General features: G+C 70.8%; 19 protein-coding genes and 1 pseudogene. All 20 read left to right on the plus strand.

What is annotated here, in order from left to right:
* Positions 1-135: 135 nt before the first annotated feature.
* The 20 genes and pseudogenes from G5C60_RS17870 to G5C60_RS17960 all read left to right on the plus strand — a co-directional run bounded on the left by G5C60_RS17870 (position 136) and on the right by G5C60_RS17960 (position 19,098).
* Positions 136-1,209, plus strand: a complete 1,074-nt coding sequence (locus tag G5C60_RS17870; RefSeq protein WP_165260359.1) for a sugar ABC transporter substrate-binding protein — start codon at positions 136-138, stop codon at positions 1,207-1,209.
* Positions 1,206-2,738: a sugar ABC transporter ATP-binding protein gene (locus tag G5C60_RS17875; RefSeq protein ID WP_165260361.1), complete on the plus strand. Its 1,533-nt coding sequence runs from the start codon at positions 1,206-1,208 to the stop codon at positions 2,736-2,738. The genes G5C60_RS17870 and G5C60_RS17875 overlap by 4 nt, the downstream gene beginning before the upstream one ends.
* Entirely contained in the window at positions 2,731-3,768 is a 1,038-nt protein-coding gene (locus G5C60_RS17880) for an ABC transporter permease (protein WP_165260363.1), read from the plus strand. Before G5C60_RS17875 ends, G5C60_RS17880 begins: the two co-directional genes overlap by 8 nt.
* Positions 3,769-3,875: 107 nt before the next feature.
* Positions 3,876-5,234 carry an enolase C-terminal domain-like protein gene (locus G5C60_RS17885; protein WP_165260365.1) on the plus strand — a complete coding sequence of 453 codons (1,359 nt, stop codon included), beginning with the start codon at positions 3,876-3,878 and terminating at the stop codon, positions 5,232-5,234.
* Complete coding sequence (locus G5C60_RS17890; RefSeq protein ID WP_165260367.1) at positions 5,231-5,995, plus strand: SDR family NAD(P)-dependent oxidoreductase; 765 nt, start codon at positions 5,231-5,233, stop codon at positions 5,993-5,995. The genes G5C60_RS17885 and G5C60_RS17890 overlap by 4 nt, the downstream gene beginning before the upstream one ends.
* 5 nt (positions 5,996-6,000) lie before the next feature.
* Positions 6,001-7,005: an aldo/keto reductase gene (locus tag G5C60_RS17895; RefSeq protein WP_165260369.1), complete on the plus strand. Its 1,005-nt coding sequence runs from the start codon at positions 6,001-6,003 to the stop codon at positions 7,003-7,005.
* Entirely contained in the window at positions 7,002-7,316 is a 315-nt protein-coding gene (locus G5C60_RS17900) for an L-rhamnose mutarotase (protein ID WP_165260371.1), read from the plus strand. The genes G5C60_RS17895 and G5C60_RS17900 overlap by 4 nt, the downstream gene beginning before the upstream one ends.
* The gene (locus tag G5C60_RS17905) at positions 7,313-8,152 is read left to right on the plus strand and encodes an amidohydrolase family protein (protein WP_165260373.1); all 840 of its coding nucleotides are present in this window, start codon (positions 7,313-7,315) and stop codon (positions 8,150-8,152) included. The genes G5C60_RS17900 and G5C60_RS17905 overlap by 4 nt, the downstream gene beginning before the upstream one ends.
* A gap of 257 nt (positions 8,153-8,409) precedes the next feature.
* A complete protein-coding gene (locus tag G5C60_RS17910) occupies positions 8,410-9,627 on the plus strand; it encodes a radical SAM protein (RefSeq protein WP_165260375.1) in 1,218 nt (405 codons plus the stop codon).
* Entirely contained in the window at positions 9,615-10,643 is a 1,029-nt protein-coding gene (locus G5C60_RS17915; RefSeq protein ID WP_165260377.1) for a radical SAM family protein, read from the plus strand. Before G5C60_RS17910 ends, G5C60_RS17915 begins: the two co-directional genes overlap by 13 nt.
* Positions 10,640-11,431 carry an iron-containing redox enzyme family protein gene (locus tag G5C60_RS17920; RefSeq protein ID WP_338145853.1) on the plus strand — a complete coding sequence of 264 codons (792 nt, stop codon included), beginning with the start codon at positions 10,640-10,642 and terminating at the stop codon, positions 11,429-11,431. The genes G5C60_RS17915 and G5C60_RS17920 overlap by 4 nt, the downstream gene beginning before the upstream one ends.
* A 46-nt stretch (positions 11,432-11,477) precedes the next feature.
* Positions 11,478-12,962, plus strand: coding sequence for an MFS transporter (locus G5C60_RS17925; RefSeq protein WP_165260379.1), 1,485 nt, complete (start codon positions 11,478-11,480; stop codon positions 12,960-12,962).
* 88 nt (positions 12,963-13,050) lie between these two features.
* Positions 13,051-13,245 (plus strand): aroma-sacti cluster domain-containing protein, encoded by a 195-nt coding sequence (locus G5C60_RS17930; protein WP_165260381.1) that lies wholly within the window; start codon positions 13,051-13,053, stop codon positions 13,243-13,245.
* A gap of 66 nt (positions 13,246-13,311) precedes the next feature.
* Entirely contained in the window at positions 13,312-13,518 is a 207-nt protein-coding gene (locus G5C60_RS17935) for an aroma-sacti cluster domain-containing protein (RefSeq protein WP_165260383.1), read from the plus strand.
* A gap of 19 nt (positions 13,519-13,537) precedes the next feature.
* Positions 13,538-13,741 (plus strand): aroma-sacti cluster domain-containing protein, encoded by a 204-nt coding sequence (locus G5C60_RS17940; RefSeq protein WP_165260385.1) that lies wholly within the window; start codon positions 13,538-13,540, stop codon positions 13,739-13,741.
* A 93-nt stretch (positions 13,742-13,834) separates the two neighbouring features.
* Complete coding sequence (locus G5C60_RS17945; RefSeq protein ID WP_165260387.1) at positions 13,835-14,047, plus strand: aroma-sacti cluster domain-containing protein; 213 nt, start codon at positions 13,835-13,837, stop codon at positions 14,045-14,047.
* A 97-nt stretch (positions 14,048-14,144) separates the two neighbouring features.
* A pseudogene (locus tag G5C60_RS54170) lies at positions 14,145-14,192 on the plus strand (hypothetical protein); the annotation flags it as partial.
* A gap of 87 nt (positions 14,193-14,279) precedes the next feature.
* Entirely contained in the window at positions 14,280-17,588 is a 3,309-nt protein-coding gene (locus G5C60_RS17950) for an AAA family ATPase (RefSeq protein ID WP_241266886.1), read from the plus strand.
* Positions 17,585-18,418: a S8 family peptidase gene (locus G5C60_RS17955; protein ID WP_165260391.1), complete on the plus strand. Its 834-nt coding sequence runs from the start codon at positions 17,585-17,587 to the stop codon at positions 18,416-18,418. The genes G5C60_RS17950 and G5C60_RS17955 overlap by 4 nt, the downstream gene beginning before the upstream one ends.
* Positions 18,415-19,098, plus strand: a complete 684-nt coding sequence (locus G5C60_RS17960; RefSeq protein ID WP_165260393.1) for a GAF domain-containing protein — start codon at positions 18,415-18,417, stop codon at positions 19,096-19,098. The genes G5C60_RS17955 and G5C60_RS17960 overlap by 4 nt, the downstream gene beginning before the upstream one ends.
* The last annotated feature ends 75 nt before the right edge of the window (positions 19,099-19,173 follow it).

The raw sequence follows: 19,173 nt of genomic DNA on the forward strand, positions 1-19,173 counted from the left end.
CTACCACTACACCAGTGGTCCTACCACTACGGCGCAAAACGGCGAAGATTTGATGCCTAAGGGTGTTGTCAGAGGGAAGTGGTCTGATAAATATGCGAGGCACCTGCTAGATCTCGCTCGATGAGGAGCCGACGGATGAGTCCACGGACAGCCAGTACGAGACTGCGGAAGAGGCGTATCCCCCTGCGTGCGGCGGCTGCTGCCGCCTGCGCCACCTTCGTGCTGGCGGCATGCGGCAGCACCGAGGACAGCGTCGCCTCCGGCGACGAGGGCGGCGAGGGCAAGGTCGGGGTGATCCTGCCGCTGCTGACCTCGCCGTTCTGGCAGTCGTACAACGACTACGTGCCGAAGATGGCGAAGTCCGAGGACGTCGACGCCCTCAAGACCGTCAACTCCAACAGCGACCCCTCGCAGCAGATCACCGACATCAACAACCAGCTGAACCAGGGCGTGAAAGGCCTCGTCGTGGCCCCCCTGGACAGTGCCGCGATCTCCGCCGGTCTCGACCAGGCCGAGCGCAAGGGCGTGCCGGTGGTCGCCGTCGACGTCGCGCCCGAGAAGGGCAAGGTCGCGATGGTCGTACGCGCCAACAACGTCTCGTACGGCGAGAAGGCCTGCGAATACCTGGGCAAGCAGATCCCCTCCGGCAAGGTCGTGCAGATCATGGGCGACCTCGCCTCGGTCAACGGCCGCGACCGTTCCGAGGCGTTCCGCTCCTGCGTCAAGAAGAACTACCCGAATCTGAAGGTCCTGGAGATCCCCGCCAAGTGGGAGTCCGACACCGCGGCCTCCAAGCTGGACACGCTCCTCAACGCCAACCCGGACATCAAGGGCATCTACATGCAGGCGGGCGGCGTCTACCTCGCGCCGACACTGCAGACCCTCAAGTCCAAGGGAATGCTGAAGAAGGCCGGCGAGAAGGGCCACATCTCGATCGTCTCCAACGACGGCATCCCGCAGGAGTACGACGCCATCCGCAAGGGCCAGATCGACGCCACCGTGTCGCAGCCCGCGGACCTGTACGCCAAGTACGGCATGTACTACATCAAGGCGGCGATGCAGGGGAAGACGTTCAAGCCGGGTCCGACCGACCACGACTCCGAGATCGTGAAGCTGCCCAGCGGGATCCTCGAGGACCAACTGCCGGCGCCGCTGGTCACCAAGGAGAACGTCGACGACCCCAAGCTCTGGGGGAACACCGTCGGATGAGCACACCACTCGTGGAGGCGCGGGGGATCACCAAGCGGTACGGTCCCACCGTCGCCCTCCAAGACGGTCAGCTCACCGTCCTGCCCGGCGAGTCGCACGCCCTGGTGGGCCGCAACGGTGCGGGCAAGTCCACGCTCGTCACGATCCTCACCGGACTCCAGGCCGCCGACGAGGGCACGGTCCGCTTCGACGGCGAGCCCGCGCCCCCGCTCGCCGACCGGGACGCCTGGCGCCGCAAGGTGGCCTGCGTCTACCAGAAGCCCACGGTGGTCCCGGAACTGACGGTCGCCGAGAACCTCTTCATCAACCGGCAGCCGACCGGGCGCGGCGGCTTCATCAGCTGGCGCCGGCTGAAGGCCGAGGCGGCCGAGGTTCTTCAGACCTGGGACGTGCACGTCGACCCGGAGGCACGTACCGCCGACCTCAAGGTCGAGGACCGCCAAATGGTGGAGATCGCCCGGGCGTTGAGCTTCGGCGCCCGGTTCATCGTCCTCGACGAGCCCACCGCGCAGCTCGACAACCGGGAGATCGAGCGCCTCTTCACCCGTATGCGAGCGCTCCAGGAGTCCGGCGTCACCTTCCTGTTCATCTCGCACCACCTCCAGGAGGTGTACGAGGTGTGCCAGACCGTCACGGTCCTGCGTGACGCCCGCTGGATCACCACGGCGCCCGTCGCCGAGCTGCCGCGGCCGGCGCTGGTGGAGGCCATGGCGGGGGAGTCGATCACGGCCGAGGAGTCGTCCGCGCGTGCGGCGGTGCACGAGGAGGGGCCCGTCGTCCTCGAAGCCGAGGGGCTCACGTCCCCGGCGTACGAGAAGGTGGGCCTGACCGTCCGGCGCGGCGAAGTCGTCGGTCTCGCCGGATCCAGCGGCAGCGGCAAGATCGAGCTCGCCGAGTCCTTCGCCGGACTGCACACACCGACCGGTGGCACGGCCCGGATCGAGGGCCGGCCGCTGCCGTTCGGCGATGTGACCGCCGCCCTGCGCGCCGGTGTCGGCTGCGTCCCCCGCGACCGGCACGACCAGGGCCTGGTCTTCGGGATGACCATCGGCGACAACGCCACCATGACGGTCCTCAACCGTCTCGGCCGGTACGGGTTCGTCGGCACCGAACGCAAACGCGGCGTCGCCACCGAGCTGATCGAACGCCTCGACATCCACACCGAGGGCCCCGACCAGCCCGTCTCCGACCTCTCCGGCGGCAACGCGCAGAAGGTCGTCATGGCCCGGGCCCTGGCCTCCGACCCTCGGCTGCTCGTCCTCATCAACCCCACCGCGGGCGTCGACGTGAAGTCCAAGGAGTCCCTGCTCGCGCGGATGGACTCGGCCCGTGACGACGGCACCGCCGTCCTCGTCGTCTCCGACGAACTCGACGACCTGCGCCGCTGCGACCGCGTCCTCGTCCTCTTCCACGGCCGCGTGGTGGCCGAGCACGCGGCGGGCTGGGGCGACCACGAGCTCATCGCCTCCATCGAAGGAGTCGAGGGAACTGAAAGAACTGACAGAACAGAAGGAGTGGACCATGGCTGACACGAAGGCCCCGTCGGCCTCGCCCACCACCGCCGTGAAGCCGGAGAAGATCGCCACCAGCGCCAAGTCCGTACTCCTGCGAAGGGCCCGCGAACTCGCCCTCGTACCGGCGCTGTTGCTGCTCCTCGTGCTCGGCGCGTTCGTCAACGACTCGTTCCTCACCGAGCGCAACATCATCTCCATCCTCGGTGCCTCCGCCGCCCTCGCGATGGTCGTGCTCGCCGAATCGCTCGTCCTGATCACCGGCAAGTTCGACCTGTCCCTGGAGTCGGTCGTGGGCATCGCGCCCGCCGTCGGCGCGCTCCTCGTGCTGCCCGCGGCCCAGTCCGGGTGGGGCCAGGAACTCCCGGCAGGGCTCGCTCTGCTCGCGATCCTTCTCGTGGGCGCGGCCATCGGCGCCTTCAACGGCGTCCTCGTGGTGAAGTTCAAGCTCAACGCGTTCATCGTGACGCTCGCGATGCTGATCGTCCTGCGCGGCCTGCTGGTCGGCGCCACCAAGGGCAAGACGCTGTTCGGCATGCCCGACGCCTTCTACACGCTGGCCACCTCCACCTTCCTGACCGTGCCCATCTCGGTGTGGCTGGCGGCGGCCGCGTTCGGTGTCGCGGGCTTCGTTCTCAAGTACCACCGCTGGGGACGCGCCCTGTACGCGATCGGCGGAAACGCGGACGCGGCGCGTGCGGCCGGCATCCGCGTCGAGCGCGTGATGCTCGGCGTGTTCATCGTCGCCGGAACACTCGCCGCGGTCGGCGGACTGATGCAGACCGGCTACGTCGGCGCGATCAACGCCAACCAGGGCCAGAACATGATCTTCACGGTGTTCGCGGCGGCGGTCATCGGCGGCATCAGCCTCGACGGCGGCAGGGGCACGATGTTCGGCGCCCTCACGGGCGTCCTCCTTCTTGGCGTTGTCCAGAACCTGCTCACCCTTGCGCAGGTTCCGTCCTTCTGGATCCAGGCCATTTACGGAGGAATCATCCTGGTTGCCCTCATGATTGCCCGTGTGACGACTGGCCGTGCGCAGGACTGAGTGCGGTTCGAAGCTGCGGGTCCGTTGTGGCTGGTCGCGCAGTTCCCCGCGCCCCTAAGGGGGCGTCGGCAGTCCGCTTCCCCTGTCCCTGATCGAAAGGCACTTCTGTGTCCTCACCTGCCGCCCCCCGCATCACCGCGGTCGACACCTTCGACATCCGCTTTCCCACCTCGCGTGAGCTCGACGGCTCCGACGCGATGAACCCGGACCCCGACTACTCGGCCGCGTACGTCATCCTGCGCACCGACGCGGCCGACGGCCTGGAGGGGCACGGATTCACCTTCACCATCGGGCGGGGCAACGATGTCCAGGTCGCCGCGATCGAGGCGCTGCGCCCGCATGTCCTCGGGCGGCCGGTGGACGAGCTGTGCGCGGACCCGGGATCGCTGGGCCGGGACCTGATCGGGGACAGCCAACTGCGCTGGCTGGGACCCGAGAAGGGCGTGATGCACATGGCGATCGGCGCCGTCGTGAACGCCGTCTGGGACCTCGCCGCCAAGCGCGCCGACAAGCCGCTGTGGCAGCTGCTCGCCGACGCCACCCCCGAGTTCCTGGTGTCCCAGGTCGACTTCCGCTACATCGCGGACGTCCTCACCCCCGAGGACGCGCTCCAACTGCTGAACCGGGGCAGAGAGGGTGCCGAGCAGAGAGCCGGGACGCTGAGGGAGCGCGGCTTCCCCGGCTACACCACCTCGCCCGGCTGGCTGGGCTACTCCGACGAGAAGCTCACCCGGCTGGCCCGCCAGGCCGTGGACGACGGCTTCACCCAGATCAAGCTGAAGGTCGGCGCGGATCTCGACGACGACGTACGCCGCTGCAGAGTCGCCCGTTCAGTCGTCGGTCCCGACATCCGCCTGGCCATCGACGCCAACCAGCGCTGGAACGTCGACGAGGCCATCGACTGGGTCAGGGCACTCGCCGAGTTCAACCCGTACTGGATCGAGGAGCCCACCAGCCCCGACGACGTCCTCGGCCACGCCACGATCCGTGAGGCCGTCGCGCCGGTCAAGGTCGCCACCGGCGAGCATGTGCAGAACCGGATCATCTTCAAGCAGCTGCTCCAGGCCGGGGCCATCGACGTGCTGCAGATCGACGCGGCCCGCGTCGGCGGCGTCAACGAGAACCTCGCGATCCTGCTCCTCGCGGCCAAGTTCGGCGTCCCCGTCTGCCCGCACGCCGGCGGCGTCGGCCTGTGCGAACTCGTCCAGCACCTCTCGATGTTCGACTACGTGGCACTCTCCGGCACCACCGAGAACCGCGTCATCGAGTACGTGGATCATCTGCACGACCACTTCCTCGACCCGGTGGTGATCCGGGAGGGTCACTACATGGCACCCACCGCGCCGGGCTTCTCGGCCACGATGAAACCCGAGTCGCTCGCGGAGTTCACGTTCCCCGGCGGCACGTTCTGGGCCGCCGACCTCGCCCAGCAGGCACTCACCGACCAGAAGGGGGCAGCGGCATGACCGACACCCAGGACTTTGCGGGTCTCAAGGCGCTGGTGACGGGCGGCGCGTCCGGCATCGGCAGGGCCACCGCGGAACTCCTGGCCGCCCGCGGCGCCCAGGTCGCCGTCCTCGACCTGGACCCGTCGAGCGTCGACAAGCCCCTGCTCGGATTCCAGGCGGACGTCAGCGACGACACCTCCGTACGCCAGAGCGTGGCCGCCGCCGTCGCGGACCTCGGCGGACTCGACGTGCTGGTCAACAACGCGGGCATCGGCGCCCAGGGCACCGTCGAGGACAACGACGACGCCCAGTGGCACCGGGTCCTGGACGTCAACGTCGTCGGCATGGTGCGTACGGCCCGCGCGGCCCTGCCCCACCTGCGCGCCTCCGCGCACGCGGCCATCGTGAACACCTGCTCCATCGCCGCCACCGCGGGCCTCCCGCAGCGCGCCCTGTACTCCGCGTCCAAGGGCGCCGTACTGTCGCTGACCCTCGCCATGGCCGCCGATCACGTCCGCGAGGGCATCCGCGTCAACTGCGTGAACCCCGGCACCGCGGACACCCCGTGGGTCGGCCGCCTCCTGGACGCCGCGGACGATCCCGCCGCCGAACGGGCCGCACTCGAAGCCCGCCAGCCCACAGGGCGGCTCGTCTCGGCGTCCGAAGTGGCGGGCGCCATCGCCTACTTGGCCAGCCCGCTGTCCGGCGCGACCACCGGTACGGCGCTCGCCGTCGACGGCGGAATGCAGGGGCTGCGGCTGCGCCCCGCGGGGCAGTGATGCGCATGCCGGTGCGGTCCCGGAGCCTGGGACGGTCCGGCGTCCAGGTCACCGAGCTGGCCTTCGGCGCCGCGGGCATCGCGGGGCTCTACACGCCGGTGAGCGAGGAGCAGGCGTACGCCGCCCTCGACGCCGCCTGGGACGCGGGGATCCGCTACTTCGACACGGCGCCGCACTACGGGATCGGCGTGTCCGAGCGGCGCGTCGGCGCGATGCTGCGCGGGCGGTCCGGGTACACGGTCTCCACCAAGGCGGGGCGCCTCCTGGAGCCCTTCAGCGGGGGAGGCGACGACCTCGCCCACGGCTTCGCCGTGCCCGCCACCCACCGCCGCGTCTGGGACTTCAGCGCCGACGGCGTCCGCCGCAGCCTGGAGGAGAGCCTGGAACGGCTCGGCCTCGACCGCGTCGGCATCGTCTACCTCCACGACCCCGACGATCACGCCTCCGAAGCGTTCGACGAGGCCTACCCCGCCCTGGAACGGCTGCGCTCCGAAGGCGTCGTCGGCGCGATCGGCGCCGGCATGAACCAGGCCGAGATGCTCACGCGCTTCGTGCGTGACACCGACGTCGACGTGGTGCTGTGCGCGGGCCGCTACACGCTCCTCGACCAGCGGGCCCTCACCGAGCTGTTGCCGTCCGCAGCGGAACGCGGTACGTCCGTCGTCATCGGCGGCGTCTTCAACTCCGGTCTCCTGGCGGACCCGAAGCCGGGAGCGACGTACAACTATGCGTCAGCACCTCAGGAGTTGCTGGACCAGGCCCTGGCGATCAAGGGGGTCGCCGAACGCCACGGCACCACCCTGCGCGCCGCCGCCCTCGCCTTCCCGCTCGCGCACCCCGCCGTCGCGAGCGTCCTCGTCGGCACCCGCTCGGCGGACGAAGTCCGCGACACCGTACGGCAGTTCACGACGGACGTACCCGCGGAGTTCTGGCAGGAGCTGCGGGAGGCGAAGCTGTTGCCGGAGGAGGCACCGGTCCCCGTGGCCGTCACCGGAGAGGAACCCTCGTGAGGATCGCCCTGCACACCAAGGTCCGCGCGGACCGCATCGCCGAGTACGAGGCCGCGCACCGCGAGGTCCCCGTAGAGCTCACGGACGCGATCCGCGCCGCCGGCGCCACCTCCTGGACGATCTGGCGCAGCGGCACCGATCTCTTCCACGTCCTGGAGTGCGAGGACTACTCCCGGCTCCTCGCCGAGCTGGAGAAACTGCCGGTCAACATCGCCTGGCAGGCACGGATGGCGGACCTCCTCGACGTGGTGCACGACTACTCGGCCGAGGGCGCGGAGGCGGGACTGCCGGTCGTCTGGGAGCTGCCGTGATCGTCGACGCCCATCACCACGTGTGGGACCTCTCCGTACGCGACCAGGACTGGATCACCGGCCCCGAACTCCAGCCGCTGCGACGGAACTTCACCGTCACGGACCTCCGACCGAAGACGCGGGCCGCCGATGTCGGCCGCACCGTCCTCGTGCAGACCATCACCGTGCCCGAGGAGACTCCGGAGTTCCTGGCCCTCGCGGCGGAGAGCGATTTGATCGGGGGAGTGGTCGGCTGGACCGACCTGACCCGGCCGGACGTCACCGACGAGTTGGCGCGGCTCGCGGAACTCCCGGGCGGTGCGCACCTGCGGGGCATCCGCCACCAGGTGCAGGGTGAGCCCGACCCCGAGTGGCTGCTGCGCCCGGACGTGCACCGGGGGCTGACCGCCGTCGCCGAGGCCGGGCTCGTCTACGACCTCGTGGTCCTGCCCCACCAACTGTCCGCCTGCGTCAAGGCGGCCGCCGACCAATCGGGACTCACCTTCGTCCTCGACCACCTGGGCAAGCCGCCCATCGCCTCGGGCGCGCAGGAGCCCTGGGCCGGCGCCGTGCGGGCCCTCGCCGGACTCCCCAACACCGTGTGCAAGTTGTCCGGCATGGTCACCGAGGCGGACCACGCCACCTGGACGGTCGACGACCTGCGCCCGTACGCGGACACCGTGCTTGAGGCCTTCGGGCCGTCCCGGCTGATGTTCGGCTCGGACTGGCCGGTGTGCACGCTGGCCGCGACGTACGCCCAAGTGCTGGAGACGGCGGTCGAGTTGACGGCGGGGTTGAGCGGCAGCGAGCGGGAGGACGTCTTCGCGGGGACAGCCACCCGCGTCTACGGGCTCTGAGCGGGCGTCCCGCGGGCGCAGACAAACATCGGGCCATTGCGGCGGTGGCAGGCATGCGCCCGAGTGGGTCAGGTCGTGTGCGCGGGCTCGAAGATGTCGCGAATCGCTGTTGTCATGCGCCGGTTCACGCCTCCTGTCTGCGGGTTGATGCTGAAGCAAGTACTCCGATAGCGGTCGATAACCGGACGTAAGGCGGCGCGCCTGATGCTGGTCCTCCGAAGGCCTGGGAGCCGCCCACGACCGGATCGGAGTGTCTCGTGCATCTCCTGGACGTACTCGAGGTCCGCAGCAGGCCCGCCGCGGCGGTCATGCTGGCCCTGACCCGGCGGTGTCCGCTGAAGTGCCGGCACTGCTCGACCGAGTCGCTGATGAACAGCGAGCAGCACGATGCCGAGATCTTCGAGAACTTCGTGGCCGGCTTCACCCCTGAGAATCGTCCGGACTACGTACTGATGTCCGGCGGCGAGGTGCTGCTGCGGCCGCGCCTGGTGCAGCGGATCGCGGAACGCTGCCGAGAGGTCGGAGCACAGACCCACATTCTCTCCGGAATGTTCTTCGCCCGGTCGGCTCGTGTCCCGGACCGCATCATGGCGGCGATAGACGCGGTGGACCACTTCTCCGCGAGCCTGGACACCTATCACGAGGAGGAGGTGCCGCGGGAGGACGTACTGCGGGTTCTGCGACAACTCCTCGACGCGGGCAAGGACGTAAGCCTGCAGGTGGTCGGCCTGGACGAGGAGGATCCGTATCTCGTGGAGGCCACCGGGGACATCCGTGAGGCCCTCGACGATCGCGCACCGATCTGGGTCTCCCTGGTGCAGGCCGGCGGCCGGGCGAAGGAATGGCTGGACGACGAGCTGATCCGGCGCGGTGTGCGGCCGACCCGCGCCCAGCAGGACGGGTCCGGCTCTCCGGCCGTCGATCCACACCGGCTGCTGCCCGCACCCTGCTCGCTCGCGGCCTGGCCGCTGGTCAGCTTCGACGGCACCGTGGTGGCCTGCTGCAACCAGGATGTGGTGGACGGTCTGGGCGGTCGGCTGCCTGCGCACCTGCGCCTCGGCCATGCGGCCGAGGATCCGTGGGAGGAGCTGCGACGCCGCCATCTCGACCGGCATCTGCTGCGTGGCATACGGGCGTTCGGCCCCCAGTACCTGGCCGACCAGGCGGGCGCGGGCTGCGGTGAGGGCTACTGCGCCAGCTGCTTCAAGCTGTCCGCGGACCCGGCCACGTCCGCCGGCGTACGGGCCCTGATGCACCGTCCGTCCACCGTGCTGATGGAGCAGCAGATCACCAGGATGGTCGACCAGGTCGGACCGGCTGGTTTCGCCCGCCGCTACGGCACCCGCCGCTACGGGCACCTGCTGCTGCTCGGCCACCCGGACTCGGCGGAGCTGCAGGCCCAGTACACGGCGGAAGGCAAGGCCGGACCGGGCGCTGCCCAGGCCGGCGAGGAGGTGCTGAAATGCGCCGGCTGACCTTCGCCGATCTGCAGGACGGCCGGCTCGCCCGTGGCACCCTGGCCCTGCTGTTCATCACCGACAACTGCCCGGTGGGCTGCGCCCACTGCTCCGTGGACTCCCGTCCCGACTCGCCGCGGATCAGGGACTTCGAGCTCTTCGAGGAGATCGTCGACGGGCTGTGTGCCCTGCCGGCCGACCGGATCATCGGGATCTCCGGGGGCGAGCCCTTCGTGGAACGCCGCGGACTGTCCCTGGCCACCGAGCGGATCGCGGCCACAGGCAAGCAAATGATCATCTACACCAGTGGCTTCTGGGGCCCGGACGCCGAGGCCGGCCACGGGGCACCCGAGTGGGCGCGAAAGGTGATCCGCCGCGCTTCCGCGATCTTCCTGTCCACGGACGCCTACCACGAGGCATCCGTGCACGAGCGCCGCTTCGCCGGTGCCGCCCGTGCCGTGGCCGAGGAGCAGGTCTGGCTCGTGGTGCAGGTGATGGACGGGCCCGGCATGGTGGAGCGGGCCGAGGAACTGCTGCGCGGAGCACTCGGCGTGAACTGGTCCGACCACGCCGAGATCGCCACGGCACCGCCGCTCAACTACGGGCGGGCCCGGGATCTCGAGGACCCGTGGTTCGGCCCGCGGAAACGATTCCCCGCAGAAGCGTTCGGAACCTGCCCGACCGCCAACGTCCAAGTGATCCGCTACGACGGCACCGCCACCGCCTGCTGCAACGAGACGGTGATCATGGGTGCCGGGCCGCGCCGGATGCGCCGCCGGACCACCACCGCCGACGAGGTGACCGCCGCGATCGACGGGCTCCGCGACGACCCGCTGTTCCGAGCCGTCGGCACGGTCGGGCCCGGCATGCTCACCGCCCATCCCCGGTTCCAGGACCTGGCAGGCCGCGAGTACGGCTCGATCTGCGAGCTGTGCTGGGTGATGGCCCGCCGACTGCCGGAGGACGGCAGCGAGGACGGCCTGGTCGACGCCATCCGGGTGCTCGCCGGCCACAGGAAGGAGCAGACGTCGTGACCGCACCCGCCACCACCCCGGCCGGAGCCACCGTTGCCACCACTTCCGCCGCCGGCGCCCCCGCGGCCGCGTCACGAAGTGCCGCCCTGGACGCTCGCATCGACCTGCTGCTGCCCGCCTTCCGGCGGGTCGGCGGCCGGGTCTGGTCGGTGCCCGAGCCGGACCAGATCTACCCCGAGTACCTGTGCCTGATGCACCAGGTGATCCGCTCCACCGTGCCCCTGATGAACGCCGCGCTGGCCCGCTGCCGTGAACTGGCCGCCACCGATGCGGTGGCCGCCGCTCTGGTCCCGTACTGGGAGCAGCACATCCGTGAGGAGGCCGGGCACGACGACTGGTTGTGCGAGGACCTGGCGGCCATCGGCCGCGATCCGGCCGAGGTGTGGCGGCGGGTTCCGCCGGCCACGGTGGCGGCTCTGGTCGGCGCCCAGTACTACTGGATCCACCACCACCATCCGGCCTGCCTGCTCGGGCACATCGCGGTGGTCGAGGGCAATCCGCCCGATCGTCGGGTGGGCGAGGAACTGGCCGCCCGCACCGGCTATCCGGCCGAGGGCTTCCGGACCCTGCACCGGCACGCCGCTCTGGACATCAAGCACCGTGCCGATCTGCGCGCGCTGATCGACGAACTGCCGCTCGACGCACGCCTCGAGGGCTCCATCGGGCTCTCCGCGCTGCACACCCTGCAGGCGCTCATCGACATGTTCGAGCAACTGGCCGAGCCCTTCGAGCAGGGCCGCCGCTGCACCGTGCCGGCCCTTCCCGAACCGGCCGGACACACTCCGTAGCCCCAGGGTTGCGCCCAGAACGCTCGCTGGAAGGAGGAGGACGAGCATGGCGCGTATCGAGATCGCCGTACCGCTCCGGCACCGCAGGTTCCGGACCCTGTTCGCCGGTCAAGCCATCTCCGCGATCGGCGACTGGCTCGACTATCTGGCCGTCATCGTGCTGGTCACGTACACCTGGCAGCACGGCGCCGGAGCACTGGCCGCGCTGAGCGTCAGCATCGCGCTTCCCTGGGTGGTCCTGTCCCCGGTCGCCGGGGTGCTGGCAGACCGGATCACCGACAAGAAACGCGTGCTGGTCGGCTGCGACGTGGCACGGGCCGGGCTGGTGCTCGGCTATCTGGTGGCACCCGAGCTGTGGGTACTGCTGGTCCTGGTCTTCTTCAAGTCGGCGTTCGGCACGCTGTTCGTGCCCGCCCAGCAGACCACCATCCGGTTCACCGTGCCGCGCGAGGACATGCTGTCGGCGATGTCGCTGACGGTCTTCACCAATCAGGCCGCCAAGGTGGCCGGGCCCGCGCTGGGCGGATTGCTGGTCGCCGCCTGGGGAGTGGACGCCGCGTTCCTGGTGGACGCCGGTACCTTCCTGCTCTCCGCCGTACTGCTGAGCACCCTGCGCCTTGCCGCCCCGGACCCTGCTCCCGACGGCAGCGGTCGGGCCCCGGCCTCGACCGGTTCCGGGGCGTCACGGGCGGGTGGCTTCCGCGCGGATCTGACCGACGGGTTCGGCTTCATCTTGCGCACCCCCGCCCTGGTCATGGTGATCCTCAGCATGAGCGCCACGGTCTTCCTGGTCTTCACCTTCGACACGCTCTCGCCGCTGGCGATGCGGCAGTTGGGCGTCAGCGAGACCCAACTGGGCCTGGTGGTGGCCGCCGTCGGACTCGGCGCCGTCAGCGGAACCCTCGTGGTCAGCCAATGGGGGCGCAAGCTCAACCCCTTCGTGCTGATGGGCGCCGCCCAGCTGATGGCAGGCCTGCTCGTCACCAACATCGGTGCCTCGCTGGGCATGGAGATCCGCGGAGTGGCCGCCCTCTGGGCGGTGGTCGGCTTCGGGCTCGGCTTCGGCTCTGCCGGCATCATGATCGTCTTCCCGTACGTGCTGCAGCGGGAGACCCCGGACGAACTGATCGGCCGAGTCACCTCCACGGCCTCTTCGGTCCCGGTGGTGCTCCAGCTCGCCGCGCCGCCACTGGGCGCCTGGCTGGCCGGCCGCTACGGCATCGACTTCACGTTCAACACCGCCGGACCCGCGCTCGTCGTACTCGGCATCGTCGTGCTGCTCTACGGACGGCGCACGGCGCGCAGGGCGCCAGGAGCGTCCCCGAAGAGCGCCACCCCTGCCGCGCCGCCCGGCCCCCTCCTCGACACCACGGTCCCCGACACTCCGGCCGAACTCGCCGAGGAGGAAGAGGAAGCGGAGGTCGTGGCGCACATCGCCGAGCCCGTCGTCACCCCGGCGCCCCGCGCGCCGGACCTCGCCCCCGCCCCATACGTCCGCGGCGCCGCGCTCCACCAGGGCTTCTTCTGGTAGCTCCGGTGGCCCGGCCGCCGGCGGCGAACGCACCACACACGCACCGCACCATTCGTTCGACAGGAATTCGACACGAAGGAGTACCACCATGCCCAACCCGATTGAGGAGCTCAGGTCCGCAGGCGTCCCCGTCGACAGCATCCCCGAAGAGCAGCGCGAGGTGCTCGCCAACCTGTCCGAGCACGAGGTCGGCGTTCTGAAGGGCCTCAAGGACAGGCTCGGCCAGGACGTACAGGCACACGGCGCCGAGGGCGCGGAGGGCATCGGCGTCATCCTCTGGTGACCTCCGCCCGCGCGACCCCCACCGACGACCGACCGATCAACCGGATGAGCAACCAGGAGGAACCGCATGAGCAAGAATGACGCAGTGGCAGCACTGTCGGCGGCAGGCATCCCGATGGACTCGCTGACCGATGAGCAGAAGAGCAAGCTGGCTCAGCTCAGCACTGAGGAGATCGCCGTACTGGCCGCCGTCAAGGGCCGTCTCGACGCGGTGACCGACGTCCAGGCGCATGGCGCAGAGGGTGCCGAGGGCACCGGAATCATCATCTGGTAGCGCGGGGGGAGACGAAGCAATGGCCAAGAACGACGCACTTTCCGCTCTTGCCGCGGCCGGCATCCCCACCGACGGGCTGACCGACGAGCAGCGTGAGCAGCTGTCCCGCCTTTCCCCTCAGGAGATCGCTGTGCTGGCCTCGGTCAAGGGCCGGCTCGAGGCGGTCAGTGACGTTCAGGCGCACGGCGCCGAGGGCGCCGAGATGGGCATCATCGTCTGGTAGTCCGCCAGTTGTGTGTGGGCTGCCGACTCCCACGGCGGCCCGCACGCCGACGGCGTCGCGCAGTGCGGCGCACCGAGCGAAGGATGGTGGACGATGAGCGACGTTGAGCGGCATCCCAACCTGGATGCCCTGCGTGCGGCGGGCTTTCCCGTCGACTCGATCGCCCAGGAGCAGCGGCACGTACTCGATTCCCTGACGGCAGGCGAGGTCTCTGTGCTGATCGCCGTTCAGGAGCGGCTGCAGGAAGCAGTTCCCGAGGTACAGGCTCACAGTGCCGAACCGATCATCGGCGGCGTGCTGTTCTGAGCCGACCGATTCCGGGCCGGCCGATGTCCGGTCGGCCCGGCCGATTCCGACGATCCGACGGACCTCAAGGTCCCAGACATCCGGGGGGCTTGGGCGTATGGACAATCAGTGCCCTGAGTGCGGGGCGCCGAACTCTGCGGATGCGCGGTTCTGTTCGTCCTGCGGCCAGCGGCTGACCGTGGCCGCGCCACCGCCGGAGACCCGCAGGACGGTCACCGTGGTGTTCTGCGACATGGTCGGCTCCACCGCACTCAGCGAGCGCCTTGACGCGGAGGCGCTGCGCCATGTCCTGCTCCGTTATTACGCCCTGATGCGCGGCTGCCTCGAGCGGTACGGCGGCACGGTGGAGAAGTTCATCGGGGACGCGGTGATGGCGGTGTTCGGAGTGCCCGCGGTACACGAGGACGACGCCCTGCGCGCCTGCCGCGCCGCACTGGACATGCTGGAGGCCGTCGCCGCGTTCGGTGACGAGCTGGAGCGGGAGGTCGGTACCAGGTTCGCGGTGCGGATCGGAGTGCACACCGGCGAGGTGGTGGCCTCCGGCAGCCCTTCGGACGGACACACACTCGTCTCCGGCGAGGTGGTGAACATCGCGGCCCGCCTGGAGCAGCACGCCCCCGCCGGGCAGGTGCTGATCGGTGCGGCCACCCGTCGTCTGGCCGCCGCGGCCATCGAGGCGGACCCTCTGGAGCCGATCACCGTCAAGGGCATCGCCGGTCCTGTCCCGGTCTGGTCGCTGCGCTCGGTGGTCTCCGACACACAGGACCCGGACCGCCGGTCGACCACGGCGCTGGTCGACCGCAGCGACGAACTGACGCAGCTCCGGCTGGTGCTCGGCCGGGTCGAGCGGGGCCGTAACTGCCATCTGGTCACCCTGTTCGGCGACCCCGGTGTCGGCAAGACCCGGCTGCTGCGGGCCTTCGCCGAGGAAGCCGGGGGACGCGGCGCCCAGGTCGCCGGCGCCCGCTGTCTGCCGTACGGGAGCGTCGGCGGTCTCGCCCCGCTGGCCGGACTGTTGAACACACTGCTCGGTGAGTCCCCGCGCGACCGCCTCGCCACCGTGCTCGGCACCGGCGAGACGGCCGCGACAGCTTCGGCGGTGCTGCTGCGGCTGGCAGGGACAGGGGTGTCAGGGACCACACTGGAGGAGACCTGCTGGGCACTGCAGCACCTGTTCACCGCACTGGCCGGGCATCGGCCGCTGGTCGCCGTGGTGGACGATCTGCAGTGGGCGAACCGGGACCTGCTCGCCGCCGTGGACCATCTCGCCGACTGGGTACAGGGCGTGCCGCTGCTGCTGGTGTGCGGCGCACGGCCGGAACTCCTCGACCAGCGCACCAGCTGGGGAAGCGGCAAACTGCACGCGACGTCTCTGGTGGTGCCGCCGCTGGCCCCGGACGACTGCCGCGAACTCGTCTCGGCCCTGGTCACCGCGGACGCCGTGAGCGAGGGCGGCGATTTTGGCGAGGATGTGGTCGGCCACGCCACGATGGACCTCGACCGGCTGGTGGCCCGCTCCGAAGGCAACCCGCTGTTCCTGACCCAGATCACCGGCATGCTGCGAGAGGGCGGCGACGCGGAACGGATGCCGCTGTCGGTACGCGCCGTGATCGAGGCTCGTCTGGACCGGCTGGCCCCGGAGGAACGGGCCGTCCTCGAGGCCGCCGCGGTGATCGGCACGGACTTCACGACAGCGAACGTCGCCGTACTGCGGGACCGGCCCGGTGACGCCGCGGCGTCCCTCGAACTGGAGCCGGTGATACGGGCACTTCTGCGACGCCGGCTGGTGGAGGCGGGCAACGAGCCGAACGGGCGCCTGCGGTTCGCCAGCCAACTGGTGCGGGACGTGGCCTACGAGCGGATGCCGAAGCTCGTGCGGGCGGGCCGGCACGAACGGTTCGCAGAGCACCTGGAGGGCCTGGCGGCCGGGCAGCCGTCCGTGTCGGGCAGCGCGGCTGCCACTGCCTTCGGTGCGCCGCCGGATGCCGGTGTCACCGCCGGTCCGCAGGGTTCGTCCGCCGGGCATCTGCCGGGTGCCGCAGGTGCCCTGGACGCTGTGCCCCCCCGCGGGGACGGGCAGCCGGGCATACCCGGCGCCGTGGGCGCCGCGCTCCCGGGCGGAATCCCGCACGCGGAAATCGGGACCCACATGGAGCAGGCATACCGGTTGCGGCTCGAACTCGGGTCCATCGACAGCGGCGCGCGGGACGTCGGTGTGCGGGCAGCCGGGCATCTCGCGAAGGCCGGCACCACCGCACTGCGGCAAGGTGACATCGGCTGGGCGGAGGAGCTGCTGGCGCGCGCCATCGCGCTGCCCGGCGCGGGACTCGACCTGCGTGTCGCCCATGCGGAGGCCCGCCTCGCCTCCGGGGACACCGAGGACGCCGTCGCAGAGTTGCTCGCTGTGCTGGAGGAGGCCCGTGGTACAGGGGATCGGGCCACCGCCGCCCGGGCGCGGCTGCAACTCGCTTACCTGGTACCCGAAACCGACCCCGACCCCACGGCGACGGCCCAGGAGGCGCTGGAGGTCTGCACCGCGGACGACGATCCGCTGGGCCGGGCCCGCGCGCTGCTCCGGCTCGGCCAGCACCAGCAGGGCCTGGGGCAGTACGCCGAGGCCGCAGGCTATCTGCACGAGGCGCTGGACCAGTCGGTGCGGGCCGGAGCCGAGCTGGACCAGGCCGGAATCCTGGGCGCGCTCGCCGTCTCGCTGTGGCTGGGACCCGAGCCCACCCCTGCGGCACTGCGTCGCTGCCGGGAGTTCATGGGCGGCCACCTGGCAGGACGCCGACTGGCCAGGGCCACCATCTCCTGCCCGATGGCCGTACTGCTCGCCATGCGGGGCCGGTTCGACGACGCGCGCAGCCGGCTCGCGGACGCCGAGCAGACGCTCACCGACCTCGGCCACCTCTTCGCCGTACCGGCGACCCGGCTGTTCACAGCGGCCACGGAGGTGCTCGCGGACCGACTGCCGGAGGCCGAGTCCCTGCTCCGCGGCGCCGCGGAGGACCTCGACCGGCTGGGCGACCGCCAACTGCACGCCAACGCGGTGCGCGACCTGGCCCGGGTCCTGCTGCTGCGCAGTGGCGCAGACCGCATCGCGGCAGACACCGCCGGACCCGCTGATCCGGCGTCGGCCGAGGAGTGCCGGCGACTCATCGCGCCCCTCCTGGCAGCACTCTCCGAAGAGCAGTCACGCCCGGGCGCCGCGGCCGACCTGCACGGCATGCAGGCCCGGCTGGCCGCCGTACACGGGGACGCGGCAGCCGCCGAACACCATCTGACGCTGGCCGAACAGGCCTCCCGCAGCACCGACTCGCCGGTCTGCCGGGCCGGCGTCGACATCGACCGGGCGCACGTCGCGGCAGTACTCGGCCGCACGGAGGACGCCCTGGACGCACTGCACTCGGCCCGCGACGGGTTCGCCGCGAAGGGCCATCTGGTCGGCATCCGGCGCGCTGAGACGCTGTGGGCCGCCCTGGATTCGGACAGGAGCGGACCGGCCGGGCCGCCCGGGAGCGACGGAGGAAGCCGAGAATGACCACGGCGACGCGGACTCTCACCTGGAATCTGGTCGGCCGCGACCGGGCCGAGATCGAGACGGTCACCGAATGGGCCGACGTCGCGGGCGGCGCCGAGTGGGCCTGGGGAGGCTCCACCGGACGCGGCGTCCGCGTGTGCGTCCTGGACAGCGGGGTGGAGGCGGGACACCCCGCGATCGGCGCACTGGCCTCGAGTCACGCCGTGCACCGCGGCGAGGGTGACGAAGGCTACCGGCTCGTCGAGGACGAGGAGGGCGACGCCTGCGGGCACGGCACCGCCTGCGCCTCCGTCATCCGCCGTCTCGCACCGGACTGTGAGGTGCACAGCATACGAGTGCTGGGCTCGGGGTTCCGCGGCAGCGGCGACGCCCTGATCGCCGGCGTCCGCTGGGCCGTCGCGCAGGGCTACGACGTGATCAACATGAGCCTCTCGACGACCCGCCGGAAGTTCGCCGAGGCCCTCCACGAGATCGCCGACCACGCCTACTTCGGCCGGGTGCTCCTGGTCGCCTCCGCGCACAACATGCCGGTCGAGAGCTATCCCTGGCGGTTCTCCTCGGTGATCTCGGTGGGTTCCCACGACCAGGAGGACCCCGAGCTGCTGCTCTACAACCCCGCGCCGCCGGTGGAGTTCTTCGCCCCCGGGGTCGAGGTACCGGTGGCCTGGACGGGCGGCACCACCCGGCGGTGCACCGGCAACAGCTTTGCCACTCCGCATGTCGCCGGGATGTGCGCGCGCATTCTCGCGAAGCATCCGGGGTTCACCCCGTTCCAGGTCAAACAGGCGCTGTTCCTCGCCTCCGAGAACGTCAGGAGAGAACACTCATGAGCCTTCCGCCTCAGTCACCGGGATCTCCGGCCGCCTCGCCGACCGCCCAGTTGATCGAGTCCGAGCGCGAGCACGCCCGCCTGCTGCAGTCCGTGGTGGAAACGGCACGGGCGATCTTCGATTCCCAGGCCGCTTCCATCTTCCTCCTCGACGAGAGCGCCGGCCGCAGCGCGCTGATCTTCGAGGCGGTGTCCGGAAAGGGTGAGGACCACCTGGTGGGGCGGCGGTTCCCGGCGGACCGGGGCATCGCCGGCTGGGTCCTGCAGTCCCGGCAGCCCATCGAGGTGGACGACGTGGCCGCGGACCGCAACTTCGCCCGCGACCTCGCCGAGTCCACCGCCTATGTGCCGCAGGCGCTGATGGCAGCCCCACTGCTGCACGGCGAGGAAGTGCTCGGCGTGCTCGAAGTCCTCGACCGCAACCGCGAACTGCGCACCCCGCTGGTCGCCATGGACCTGCTCGCACTCTTCGCCGGGCAGGCGGCCGTGGCGCTGCGTCTGGTCCAGCGCAGCCGCCGGGCCCAGCAACTGCTCGCGGCCGGCGCGGACGGCGCCGCCGCTCCCGGGCTCGCCGCGGTGCTCGGCCTCGCGCGGGTCCTGGACACCGCCGCGGAGCCGCGCCGGGCCGCCGGCCTGCGGGTCATCGACGGCCTGGAGGAACTGCTGCGCCCCGTCGACTGACACTCGCACCACGATCCGCCGCCACGCATCCGACCGGCATCCGACCGCATCCGACCCGGCGCAGCGCCCCTCACA

Source organism: Streptomyces scabichelini (assembly GCF_011045015.1).
Classification (GTDB): Bacteria; Actinomycetota; Actinomycetes; order Streptomycetales; family Streptomycetaceae; genus Streptomyces; species Streptomyces scabichelini.